Source organism: Acinetobacter guillouiae (assembly GCF_002370525.2).
Lineage (GTDB): Bacteria > Pseudomonadota > Gammaproteobacteria > Pseudomonadales > Moraxellaceae > Acinetobacter > Acinetobacter guillouiae.
Map to the genome: position 1 here is coordinate 903,908 of NZ_AP014630.1, position 13,055 is coordinate 916,962.

Below are 13,055 nucleotides of genomic sequence, written 5' to 3' on the forward strand. Positions count from 1 at the left end.
CATAGCATAGCAAAGACTCCGCAGAGTGCTTATAGATAAGTGTGTGGATAACTCAAAAAACGATAAACTGATGAGACAGAATATGAACAATGAAATATTTTGTATAAAAATTAGTCCAGCTATTGATTGTCTTGAAGAAATTTAAAAATGATGTGTATTGATTTTATAAAACTGCCTACAATTCAATAGTTAATAAAAATATAACAAATTGATACGCTCATGTATCAGTTTGGTGAATGAGGTCTTGTTTACATTGTAAACGTGTGTATATTGCAAAACATAGTGTGTTGAATCTGCGAGATTTGTAGCAGACTCCAAAATCAAATATAGGGGCAAATAGATGAGCCAAGAAGAAAAGTTACCAAAGATTCTGATTGTTGAAGATGACGAGCGCCTAGCTCGCTTAACTCAGGAATACTTAATTCGCAATGGATTGGAAGTTGGGGTAGAGCCAGATGGTAACCGTGCGATTCGCCGCATCATTGCTGAACAACCAGACTTGGTTGTGTTGGATGTGATGTTGCCGGGTGCAGATGGTTTAACCGTTTGTCGTGAAGTTCGTCCACATTATCATCAACCGATTTTGATGTTGACTGCACGTACTGAAGATATGGACCAAGTTCTTGGTTTAGAAATGGGTGCAGACGACTATGTTGCTAAACCTGTTCAACCGCGTGTCTTGCTTGCACGTATTCGTGCATTATTACGTCGTACAGACAAAGCGCCTGAAGATGAAGTTGCACAACGTATTGAATTTGACGATCTTGTGATCGACAATGGCGGTCGTTCAGTGACACTTAATGGTGAGTTGGTTGATTTCACCAGTGCTGAATATGATCTACTCTGGTTATTGGCATCGAATGCAGGCCGTATCTTATCGCGTGAAGACATCTTTGAACGTCTCCGTGGTATTGAATATGACGGTCAAGACCGTTCGATTGACGTACGTATTTCACGTATTCGTCCAAAAATTGGTGATGATCCTGAAAATCCGAAACGTATTAAAACTGTACGTAGTAAAGGTTATTTGTTTGTTAAAGAGACTGGTCTATAAACGATGGGTCAGTCATCTAAGATGCTTGTCCATCACAGGACAGGCATAAAGAAGGTTAGTTTGCGTGTCTAAACACAGTATATTTTTGCGCATCTATGCAGGATTAGTCATTCTTGTTGTGTTGGTTGCCTTGTTTGGATATTTACTTGTCCAAATAATTAATTATCAACGTGCGCAGGAATATCGTGAGTCTCTCACAGATGGAATTTCATTTGTGATCAGTGAAGGTGTGGCACGTCAGCAAACTGAACAGCAGCGCCTAGATTGGATTTCAGATGCGTCTGATCTATTAGAACTTCCCATTTATTATCTCGAAGCACGCAAAGTTGACTTATCTCGTACTGAAGAAAAACGTATAGAAAGTCAAAAAGCGGTAGTGCGTTATGATGCAGAACAAGGGATAGCTTATCTGGTTATAGGGATCAGAAATGACCCTAAACACTATTTATATATCAAAGTCGATCAAATTGGCGAACGCCAAATGAAGGCACTTCCGGTATTTATTCTGGATTATTTGGTCTATTATCCCGGTCAAGAACAAGAATATCTTAAGAAAATTCAACAACATTTCTCTTATCATGTTGGTGTGGAAAAAATTTCTCAGCTCAATCTCGATTCCGAGCAAATTGGTCGTTTAAGATCAGATCAAAGTGTGATTTTATGGCGTGACAGTGCAACTGTACGTGGTACCACCATTTCGATTGTTTCACCTTTACCAAACTCACCTACAGATGTGTTGGTGCTTGGCCCCGTTCCAATGTTTAACTGGATGCCCGTCAAATTGGCAGCTGGAATTACATTGCTGAGTATGTTCTTACTCTGTTTGGGGGTGTATGGCTTGATTGTGCCAATGCAACGCAAGTTGAAACAGGTGAATGAAGCTTTAGATGTGATGAGAACAGGGGATATGTCGCAACGTGTACCTGTTGAGGGTTATGACGAAATGGCCAGTCTAGCCACCAGTTATAACAGCATGTCTGACCATATACAGCGTTTGATTGAAGCACAGCGTGAGTTAATGCGTGCGGTATCACATGAGTTACGTACACCTGTGGCGCGAATCCGTTTTGGTATGGAAATGCTGGCAGATGAAGATGACCATGAATATCGTTTGCAACAAGTCGAGATGATTGATAAAGACATCGAAGCGTTAAATACGCTGATTGATGAAATCATGACCTATGCGAAATTAGAGCAAGGTACACCATCATTAGATTTTGAAAAAATTGTATTGATTGATGTATTAAAGCAAGTTGCGGTAGAAACCGAAGCATTAAAAACGCAAAAGATTATCCATCTCAACCCACTTTCATCTGATGTCATTGTTGATGCAGAACGTCGTTATTTACATCGAGTTGTACAAAACTTGGTGGGAAATGCGATACGTTACTGTGATCATCAGGTCAATATTAGTGGTGGCGTCAATCACCAGACCAACATGGCCTATGTCTGTGTGGAAGATGATGGCCCCGGAATTCCAGAAGAAGACCGTAAACGTGTATTTGAGGCATTTGCACGTTTAGATGATAGCCGTACCCGTGCTTCAGGTGGTTATGGTTTAGGACTTTCAATTGTTAGTCGTATTGCGTATTGGTTTGGCGGGACGATTGAAGTCGATCAAAGCTCAGATTTGGGTGGTGCAAGATTTACCATGTCTTGGCCTGTAGAGCGTTTTAAAAAGAAAAAAGCTTAACTGTTAAATCATGCTGTTAAATATTATCAATTAAGCGCTATTTGACTTGGTTTATCAGTCAGCTTTAAAGTCATTATTTAAGATAAAACACCCCTCATCCTAACCTTCTCCCAACGGGAGAAGGGGCGTTCAATACAAAAATTCACTCAAAAATGTTGGATGCCTTTTGATCTATATTTTCAGAAGATTGGAATTACTCCATCCACGGCAATGCAAAAAGTTGGGAACAGAAAATGACAAATGAAAATATTTTTCTAAGAGAATTTCCAATATATAAAGAATCAGTGTTAAAAATATTGAATCTTATGATTTCTGATGACTATGAAGAATTGGTAAAAAATAAAATGGCCTATCCATCAACGGCAAATGAATATAGAGTTGCTGTAAATGAATTTGCGCATTTAAGCGGATTTGTGAAAATGACACAAATTCCTGACGATGTATTGGAGGATACAGAGGTTTTTTCTTTCAAAGGAGATCGTGTTAATAAAAATACAATTGAGGTCCAATTATGGTTTGATGATTTTGAATCAGATTTATATGCTGTTTTTTGTGCGCCAATAAATGCAGGTAAACTATTACATTTGTATGATATTCGCGTTATGTAAAAATAACGATATCTATCGGAACATCAAAACGTACTCTTTGTCAGACCTTTCTAAGCATAATTACGCAGACCAAACTGAATAGCTTGAGCATTGATGTTGATATTGATAATGATAATATTCATTAAGGAAATTTGAATGGTGAACGCTAATTTTGATATTACTATTGATCATGCATTTAATGGAAATGGGCATCCTGCATTTATAATAAAAATTGCCAACCAATTTATTGAAATTAATATTTATATTTCAATTGACCAAGTGGAAGAGTTGAAAAAAATAACAACAGATTCTGTTACTTATATACAGGCAGGAGAATCTGCCAACAGCACAGTTCATTGGAAAAAAGCTGATGATGGCGAGATTTATATTTTGATCGGGGAGGATTGTGAATCTTGGGATATTGTATTAACCATCAGCATTGATTTAATTGCAGAAATTATCACAGGTATTACTGATCTTGTATAAAATTGAGTTTTTTAGAAGATTTTGACGTCACTACGAATGATCAAGGTTTATTTCTGCGTCTTCAGTTTCAAAGGCCATTGGTAGTATTGGTCTATACTGCCGCCAGTGAACTGATCCATGCCATCAACCTAGCATGCGATACTGGGTTCGACAAAGTCATCAGCTTCGAGCACGACGCCATAGGACAGCGATCCTGTTGGGTTTCGTGTAGTGTGGAATACTGGATGAATAAGAAGAATGCTATTGTGGACTGAAGGCTTGGTTTCAAATAAAAAAACCACCAAAAAATTTCGGTGGTTTTTTATGTCTGGATGTTGTCCAGTCTAGATCTTATTGTTGAAGCGTTGCATCAGGCGCAATGATTGGCTTGCTGTCTCGCAATGCTTGTAATGCATCATGATTAAAGTCAATCAATAAGCTATTTTGTTCAGCGTCAATTTTATAACTGCTAATGATTTTTTGGTCACCTTGAATGGTATCAATACGATATTCATCCGCGATATTTAAAATCCCTTCTAGATTTGTCGTGGTTGCGGCAAGATCTTGGCGGAAAAGCTCATAAACATCTCTTAGATCAAAAATTGCATTTTGTGCATCAGCGTGTTTTTTGACGTAATTTTCAATATGACGAATCAGTAATTGTGCAAATAAAAAATAGTTTGGCTTGCTGCTGAATTCCATCTTGTTTTACCCCTAAATTATTGATTTAAAGTTGTTCATATTGAATAGCATATACATAAAAGTCGTTCAATGTGTATAGGCTCTGTAGACAATTCGTCTAAGTTTGCGACAACGAACACCTTTTACTGCAATTGGGTGTTAAATATACAATTTGCTGATTTAAGTGGCGATAAGTTACTCATCTTTCAAACGGCTTTAGTTTGGGCCAGTTTAGATGAGCTTGGTTGTGGGATGTGCGAAAAATGACATGATTGACAGTGCTGACTATTTTGAAAATTTAACCCAGAAAATCATAAGAGGGCACAAGGTAGGTCAAAAGTAGGCATTGAGCATTTGGCGCTGGATGGTTTAAAGCGGGTTATTTCATTGAAATAAGTTGATTTTGATAATAGTAAAGTATAAAAAATTATAAATAACTTTGTAATATTTAAAAATTATCACAATAAGATAATTTTTATCACTTGATTGATCTAATGTGACTATTTTACCACATAGAATGTAACAAAATATTTTAGATGGTAAATCCTTATATTTGTAGAAATTAGCCAATTAAATCGCAGAAAAGCATGGATAAATCGAAGCTTTTACTTGGACTGAATCGGATTAAGCTACTGATTTGTCATTTTTAATTCATGATTAAAAAATAAACTTCGGAAAAACTAATAAGAATAGGGATGGAAATTTGATAAAACGATAAGTCAGCGCTGTATCGCTGTGAATCAGGAAAAATTATGGCTTTTGTCTAAAAAATCATCCGAAAGACTTAGAGCTATTAACTAGCAACAGATGACATCAATCGGGTACAATTGACCAGATTTATTTTGTGTTTGGTGTATTTGCAAGGCCAATACATACATTCTTTGTTAAATAATAGGCCTGCCAGGAGTTATCCCCGCATGAGTGCCATTACTCCATACGATTGGGCAATCATTGCCTTCGTGATCGGCGTGACATTTTTATGTGTCTTTATGCTCACCGTTCCTTTGCTCCTTGGGGGTAAATCATGGGGACGTGCGAAGCAAGAGCAATTTGAATCAGGTGTGGTTAGTGCTGGTGGTGCACGTATCCGCTTGTCTGCGAAGTTCTACCTTGTTGCAATCTTCTTTGTTGTATTCGATTTGGAAGCCCTCTATTTATATGCATGGGCGACATCTGTACGTGAAGTAGGTTGGGTTGGTTTTTCAGCTGCAGCTGTATTTATTTTAGTTTTACTCGTTGGTTTGATTTATGAATTATCTACAGGTGCATTGAACTGGTCACCTTCAGATAAACGTAAAATCGCAGGGATTAAACCTAAAATTGGTTCACCAAATATGGACCTTGCAGAAATTACTCGCTTCAATTCAATTGAAGAGTTGGTGATGGATCCTACTGGAACTATTCCAGCTCAATCTTCTGGTCGTGTGAAAGATAAAACACCGACCATGTCTCTGAACAAGGAGTAACTCGGGAATGAAATATACTTTAACCCGTGCGAATCCAGAAGCTGAACAATATCCGCTTCAAGATCGTCAAATTGTGACAGATCCACTTGAAGAAGAAGTGAATAAAAATGTGTTCATGACTCGCTTAGAGGATGTGGTACACACAGCTGTAAACTGGGGCCGTAAAAACTCAATATGGCCTTTTAACTTTGGTACATCTTGCTGCTACGTTGAATATGCAACCACGTTAACCGGTGTGCATGACTTGTCGCGCTTTGGTGCCGAGGTTATTCGTGCTTCGCCACGTCAGGCAGATTTGATGATCGTTGCAGGGACTTGCTTTGTTAAAATGGCACCTGTAATTCAACGTTTGTATGAACAAATGCTTGAGCCTAAATGGGTGATTTCAATGGGTGCTTGTGCAAACTCTGGTGGTATGTACGACATCTATTCTGTTGTACAAGGTGTGGATAAAATCATTCCTGTTGACGTGTACGTTCCAGGTTGCCCACCACGTCCAGAAGCATTGATTCAAGCCTTGATGTTATTGCAAGACCAAATTCAATTAGAACGTCGTCCGCTCTCTGCGGTAATCGGTGATGATCTTCAGCCAGTGTATAAGCCAAAGATGATGCCAGAACGCGACCGTAAGAACGCTGAACGTATTGCAGTGAAAAACTTACGCTCTATGGATGAAATTGAGTAATTTTTTCTGATGAGTATTTGACATATCTGATGGATATGGTCATCAGGGAATTTGACAGAATTTGTATTAAATAGGAAGCCAAGCCAATGGCTGAAACTGAAATTGCTATGCCAGAATCGACTCCAGTTGATTCCCGCCCAGCATTTGCAATTGTAGAAGATCTCAAAGCCAAATTTGGCGAGAACTTTTACGTGCAACCAACGTTTGAAGATTTTCCGACGGTCTGGGTTGAGCGCGCACGTGTACAAGAAGTTTTAATGTACTTGCGTACAGTACCACGTCCTTATGTGATGCTGTTTGACTTATCTGCGGTCGATGAACGTTTGCGTAACAACCGTGATGGTTTACCTGCATCTGATTTCACAGTGTTCTATCACTTGCTTTCATTAGAACGTAATAGTGATATTCGTATCAAAGTGGCGCTGAGTGAGAACGATGTTAATGTTCCAACAGCGACCAATATTTGGCCAAATGCCAATTGGTACGAACGTGAAGCTTACGATATGTTTGGGATCAATTTCGAAGGGCATCCAATGCTTCGTCGTATCTTGTTGCCAACTTATTGGGAAGGTCATCCACTACGTAAAGAATATTCTGCACGTGCGACTGAATATACACCGTACATGCAAGACAAGGCTAAACAAGATTTCGAACAAGAACATCTTCGTTTTGTTCCAGAAGATTGGGGTCTAACACGCGGTAACGCCGATGAAGACTTTATGTTCTTGAACTTAGGACCTAACCATCCATCTGCGCATGGTGCATTCCGTGTAATTTTGCAGCTTGATGGCGAAGAAGTGAAAGATTGTGTGCCTGATATTGGCTATCACCACCGTGGTGTGGAAAAGATGGCTGAACGTCAAACTTGGCATTCATTTATTCCATATACAGACCGTGTTGACTACTTAGGTGGTTGTGCGCAAAACATGCCTTATGTCATGGGTGTGGAGCAACTTGCAGGGATTACCGTTCCTGATCGTGCACAATGTATCCGTGTCATGATGTCTGAATTATTCCGTATCAATAACCACTTGTTGTATATCGGTACTGCGATTCAGGATGCCGGTGGTATGACACCAGTATTCTATATGTTTGCGGATCGTCAAAAAATCTATGACGCAATTGAAGCGATCACTGGTTTCCGTATGCACCCAGCATGGTTCCGTATCGGCGGGACAGCACATGACCTTCCAAACAACTGGCAAAAACTGATTCGTGAAATTCTCGAATGGATGCCAAAACGTTTGAAGGAATATCATACTGCTGCATTGAAAAACTCAGTATTTGTGGGTCGTACCCGTAATGTTGCGCAATACGATGCTAAATCAGCATTGGCTTGGGGTGTAACAGGTACTGGTTTACGCGCGACAGGTATTGATTTTGATGTTCGTAAATATCGTCCATACAGTGGTTATGAAAATTACGACTTTGAAGTGCCGTTAGAGTATGAAGGCGATGCTTACGCGCGTGTGATGGTTCACTATCGCGAAATCGAAGAGTCGTTAAAAATCGTCAAACAGTGTTTGGATAATATGCCTTCTGGTCCTTATAAAGCGGATCATCCATTGGCAGTTCCACCACCAAAAGATAAGACTTTACAAGATATTGAAACTTTGATTACGCACTTCTTGAGCGTGTCATGGGGTCCTGTAATGCCAGCTGGTGAAGCCTCTGTAATGGCAGAAGTGGTGAAAGGTGCGTCTAACTATTACTTGACTTCAGATAAGTCAACCATGAGTTACCGTACCCGTATTCGTACGCCTACTTTCACCCACTTGCAGCAAATTCCTTCCGTGATTAACGGCAGTCTTGTATCTGACTTGATCATTTATTTAGCGACAATTGACGTCGTTATGGCTGACGTGGATCGCTAAGGGGTAAACGCATTATGATGATTTTGACTGATAAAAAGCCACGTGTGAATGTTGAAGGGATTCTGACCAGCGAAGAAATCCATGAAATTGAACATCACATGGGTCACTACCCATACCCACGCGCAGCGTCTTTGGATGCTTTAAAGTGTGTACAACGCCGTAATGGTTGGGTGGATGACGCGCAGTTACATGCAATTGCTCAATTATTGACAATTACAACTGCGGATTTAGAGGGTGTTGCAACATTCTATAACCGTATATACCGTCAGCCTGTAGGTCGTCACGTAATTTTATTATGTGATTCGATTGCATGTTTCTTGATGGGTGCGGAAACTTTAGCAGAAGCTTTCCAACGTGAACTGGGTATCCAATTTGGTCAAACGACAGCTGATGGTCGTTTTACTTTATTGCCGATCTGCTGTTTAGGGAACTGTGACAAAGGTCCAACCCTGATGATTGATGAAGATACACACGGTTTGGTAGAAGTGACTTCTGTGAAACAGTTATTGGAGAAGTATGTATGAATACCGAACCAAGACCAATTTATGGCGAAGGAAACCCTGAAACTCACCCATTAACATGGCGTTTGAGTAAGCAGGAATTTGTTCGTAGTGCTGATGACTATGAAGCTTTAGAAGGCTATGCAGGCTTTAAAAAAGCGCTTTCAATGCCACCTAAAGATGTTCTTGAAGTCATCAAAGCAGCGACTGTAAAAGGTCGTGGTGGTGCAGGTTTCCCAGCAGGGATTAAATGGTCATTGATGGCACCCAATGATGGTGGTCCTCGTTACCTAATCTGTAATGCCGATGAAATGGAACCGGGAACATTCAAAGACCGTTTGTTGATGGAAAAACTTCCACATCAATTGATCGAAGGGATGTTGATTGCAGGTTATACCCTCGAAGCGACTCAGGGTTATATCTTCATTCGCGGTGAATACATTGAAGCTGCACAATACTTAAATGAAGCTTTAGAACAAGTGCGTGCTAAAGGTTATTTGGGTGACAACATCTTAGATACAGGTTGGAATTTTGACCTGCATGTGCATACCGGCGCGGGGCGTTATATCTGTGGTGAAGAAACTGCATTGATTAACTCACTCGAAGGTCGTCGTGCAAACCCACGTACTAAGCCTCCATTCCCGCAAGTTGCAGGTGCATGGGGCCGTCCGACCATCGTAAACAACGTAGAAACCTATAACAACTTACCAGCAATTATGTTGCGTGGGCCTGAGTGGTATATCGGTTTGTCTGCGGGTAAATCTAAAGATCCAGGCACTAAAATTTATGGTGCATCAGGTAAAGTGACTTTCCCTGGTCTTTGGGAATTACCGTTTGGTACGACTGCACGTGAAGTGATTGAAGACTATGCTGGCGGTATGCGCGATGGTCTTAAACTGAAAGCATGGTTACCGGGTGGGGCATCGACTGACTTCTTGGCTGCTGAACACATTGATCTTCCAATGGATTCAGAAAGCATTATGAAAGCAGGTTCTCGTCTAGGTACATGTTTGTTAATGGTCGTTGATGAAACCCAGTGTATGGTTTCTGCAACGCGTAACTTAGAAGAATTCTTTGCACGTGAATCATGTGGATTCTGTACGCCATGCCGTGATGGTTTACCTTGGGCGGTCAAAGCACTTGTCGCAATTGAGAAAGGTGAAGGGAAGATGGAAGACATTCAACATCTTCAAGAACTGACTCGCAAGTTGTGGATTGGTAAAACATTCTGTGCTCACGCACCAGGTGCGATGGAACCATTGATGGGTGCACTCAAATATTTCCGTAGCGAGTTTGAAGCTAAAGTGACAGATCGTCCTGTAGCCCAAGCCAGCCACGTAGAACAAGTTTAAGGAATTCGACTATGGCTACAATTCATGTCGATGGAAAATCGTATGAAGTCAATGGCTCGGAAAACTTGCTACAAGCATGTTTGAGTCTTGGCATCGACATCCCATATTTTTGTTGGCATCCAGCTTTAGGTTCTGTCGGTTCTTGCCGTCAATGTGCTGTTACTCAATATGCGAATCCAGAAGATACTCGTGGTCGCTTAGTAATGTCATGTATGACTCCTGCATCTGACAATACCTTTATTTCGATTGAAGACAAAGAAGCAAAAGATTTCCGTGAATCGATTGTGGAATTCTTAATGACCAACCACCCACACGACTGTCCAGTCTGTGAAGAGGGTGGTCACTGTCATTTACAAGATATGACGGTAATGACGCAACATGATCGTCGTCGTTATCGTTTTACCAAACGTACGCATCACAACCAAGAGTTGGGTTCTTTCATTGCACATGAGATGAACCGTTGTATCGCATGTTACCGTTGTGTTCGTTACTACAACGATTATGCAGGTGGTACAGACTTTGGTGTTTATGCCAATGCATCACGTGTCTACTTCGGTCGTCCAGAATCAGGCACTTTAGAGTCTGAGTTCTCTGGTAACTTGACTGAAGTGTGCCCAACAGGTGTATTTACCGATAAAACCCATTCGGCACGTTATAACCGTAAGTGGGACATGCAGTATGCGCCTAGCGTATGCCAAGGCTGTTCTTCTGGTTGTAACATCTCTCCGGGTGAGCGTTATGGCGAATTACGTCGTGTAGAAAACCGTTTCAATGGTGACGTTAACCAATATTTCCTTTGCGATAAAGGTCGTTTTGGTACGGGTTATGTGAACCGTGAAGATCGTCCACGTCAGCCGCAATTCCGTGCTGCAACAGAAGTTAAAACTGTTTCTGTTGATGTGGCGCTGGATTCAGTGATTGAAAATGTTCAAGGCAAAAAAGTCTTGGGTATTGGTTCTCCACGTGCATCATTAGAATCAAACTATGCGTTGCGTGAGTTGGTTGGCCAAGAAAATTATTCAACAGGTCTTTCTCAAAAAGAACAGAACTTGGTTGAACTTGCTGCATCGATTATGCAAGCTGAGGGTGTTTATAACCCAAGTATGCGCGAAATCGAAAGCTATGATGCAGTCTTGATCTTGGGTGAAGATTTAACGCAAACTGCACCACGTATGGCACTGTCTGTTCGCCAAGCTGCGAAAAACAAAGCCAAACAAATGGCTGCAGACCGCCGTACCCAAGATTGGTTAGCTGAACCTGTAAAACGTATTGGTCAGGATGCAAATTCTCCAATCTATATCTTGGCTGCAACACAAACACGTTTAGCTGATATTGCTGAGGGTGAAGTTGTTGCTTCTCCAAACGATATTGCACGTTTAGGTTTTGCGATTGCTGCGGGTGTAAACGGTGATGCGATTCTTGGTTTAGATGATGATGCTAAAGCATTTGCACAAACCATTGCGGATACGTTAAAAGCTGCGAAAAAACCATTAATCATCTCGGGTACTAGCTTACAAGATGCTGCCATCATGGAAGCTGCTGCACAAGTTGCACAAAACCTAGGTGGAAATGCAGGCTTAACATTGACAGTTCCAGAAGTGAACTCAATGGGTATGGCTTTGTTTGGTGGTTTAAGCCTAGAACAAGCATTTGCTCAAGATTATGAGTCAATCATTATCGTTGAAAATGATTTGTTCCGCCGTCTACCTGCTGTACAAGTACAGGCTGCTCTAGACAAAGCGCAAAGCGTGATTGTGCTTGATCATTCTGAAACTGAAACCGTAAAAGCGGCGGATGTTGTCTTGTCTGCTGCAAGCTTTGCAGAAGGCGATGGGACAGTGGTCAGCCAAGAAGGTCGTGCGCAACGCTTCTATCAAGTTTATGACCCAAGCTATTACAAACCAGAATATGCCATCAAAGAATCTTGGCGCTGGTTACATGCCATTGAAACGGGTGTGAAAGGTAAAGTGATCTCGTGGACATTGCTGGATGACGTAATTGAGTCTGTGGTCAAAAATGTTCCAGTTCTTGAAGCAATTCAAGATGTTGCACCTGATGCGGGCTACCGTGTTCATGGCTTGAAAATTGCCCGTGAACCACGTCGTTACTCAGGTCGTACTGCAATGCGTGCACCATTAAACGTACATGAGCCGAAACAACCTGTCGATGTCGATTCCGCATTAACATTCTCTATGGAAGGTTATGTTGGACCGCAAAATGCATCGTCATTGGTTCCATTTGCATGGGCACCGGGTTGGAACTCACCACAAGCTTGGAACAAATACCAAGATGAAGTGGGTGGTCACCTTAAAGGTGGTGATTCAGGCGTTCGTTTGTTTGATCGCTTAGTAAAACGTCCTGCACGTAGCTATGTGGCGCCAACTGCGGTTGTGGCAAATCCAGAGAGTTTCCGTCTGGTTCCAATGCATCATATTTTCGCTTCAGGTGAATTTACGATTAAAACGCCGGTGATGGAATCGCGTATTCCAGAAGCGACTTTTGCCGTAGGCGAGCAAGATGCAGCACGTTTAAATGTTCAAGATGGTCAACAACTGACAGTGAAAGCAGGCGAAACGACGATTAGTCTTCCTGTGCATGTGATTGAATATTTACCAACAGGTTATATCGGTTATCCAGTCGGCCAAGCACCAACAGTTTCACTTGCTGAACCTGTATCTGTAACGGTAGGAGTGTAATC

At 41.1% G+C, this 13,055-nt stretch carries 11 protein-coding genes; 10 read left to right on the forward strand and 1 reads right to left on the reverse strand.

Translation table 11 applies throughout. The features are described from left to right. Positions 1-340: 340 nt before the first annotated feature. The 4 genes from bfmR to AS4_RS04240 all read left to right on the forward strand — a co-directional run bounded on the left by bfmR (position 341) and on the right by AS4_RS04240 (position 3,820). Entirely contained in the window at positions 341-1,054 is a 714-nt protein-coding gene (gene bfmR / locus AS4_RS04225) for a response regulator transcription factor BfmR (protein WP_004722855.1), read from the forward strand. Between the two features lie 64 nt (positions 1,055-1,118). Continuing rightward, positions 1,119-2,747 (forward strand): sensor histidine kinase BfmS, encoded by a 1,629-nt coding sequence (gene bfmS / locus AS4_RS04230; protein ID WP_004722852.1) that lies wholly within the window; start codon positions 1,119-1,121, stop codon positions 2,745-2,747. A gap of 233 nt (positions 2,748-2,980) precedes the next feature. Continuing rightward, on the forward strand, positions 2,981-3,355 hold the full coding sequence (locus AS4_RS04235) for a DUF7668 domain-containing protein (RefSeq protein WP_096733321.1): 375 nt from the start codon (positions 2,981-2,983) through the stop codon (positions 3,353-3,355). 135 nt (positions 3,356-3,490) lie between these two features. Further along, positions 3,491-3,820, forward strand: coding sequence for a hypothetical protein (locus AS4_RS04240; RefSeq protein ID WP_096733322.1), 330 nt, complete (start codon positions 3,491-3,493; stop codon positions 3,818-3,820). 330 nt (positions 3,821-4,150) lie between these two features. On the opposite strand, the gene AS4_RS04245 is transcribed toward AS4_RS04240, so the two are convergent. Further along, positions 4,151-4,501: a hypothetical protein gene (locus AS4_RS04245; RefSeq protein WP_004722847.1), complete on the reverse strand. Its 351-nt coding sequence runs from the start codon at positions 4,499-4,501 to the stop codon at positions 4,151-4,153. 896 nt (positions 4,502-5,397) lie between these two features. Here AS4_RS04245 and AS4_RS04250 point away from each other — a divergent pair. The 6 genes from AS4_RS04250 to nuoG all read left to right on the forward strand — a co-directional run bounded on the left by AS4_RS04250 (position 5,398) and on the right by nuoG (position 13,053). Continuing rightward, complete coding sequence (locus AS4_RS04250) at positions 5,398-5,946, forward strand: NADH-quinone oxidoreductase subunit A (RefSeq protein ID WP_004722844.1); 549 nt, start codon at positions 5,398-5,400, stop codon at positions 5,944-5,946. A 7-nt stretch (positions 5,947-5,953) separates the two neighbouring features. Next, positions 5,954-6,631 carry a NuoB/complex I 20 kDa subunit family protein gene (locus AS4_RS04255; protein WP_004722842.1) on the forward strand — a complete coding sequence of 226 codons (678 nt, stop codon included), beginning with the start codon at positions 5,954-5,956 and terminating at the stop codon, positions 6,629-6,631. A gap of 86 nt (positions 6,632-6,717) precedes the next feature. Next, the gene (gene nuoC, locus AS4_RS04260) at positions 6,718-8,505 is read left to right on the forward strand and encodes an NADH-quinone oxidoreductase subunit C/D (protein WP_096733324.1); all 1,788 of its coding nucleotides are present in this window, start codon (positions 6,718-6,720) and stop codon (positions 8,503-8,505) included. Between the two features lie 14 nt (positions 8,506-8,519). Beyond that, a complete protein-coding gene (gene nuoE / locus AS4_RS04265; RefSeq protein WP_004722839.1) occupies positions 8,520-9,029 on the forward strand; it encodes an NADH-quinone oxidoreductase subunit NuoE in 510 nt (169 codons plus the stop codon). Beyond that, positions 9,026-10,357, forward strand: coding sequence for an NADH-quinone oxidoreductase subunit NuoF (nuoF, locus tag AS4_RS04270; RefSeq protein ID WP_034611088.1), 1,332 nt, complete (start codon positions 9,026-9,028; stop codon positions 10,355-10,357). The genes nuoE and nuoF overlap by 4 nt, the downstream gene beginning before the upstream one ends. Positions 10,358-10,368: 11 nt before the next feature. Beyond that, positions 10,369-13,053 (forward strand): NADH-quinone oxidoreductase subunit NuoG, encoded by a 2,685-nt coding sequence (gene nuoG / locus AS4_RS04275; protein WP_096733325.1) that lies wholly within the window; start codon positions 10,369-10,371, stop codon positions 13,051-13,053. The last annotated feature ends 2 nt before the right edge of the window (positions 13,054-13,055 follow it).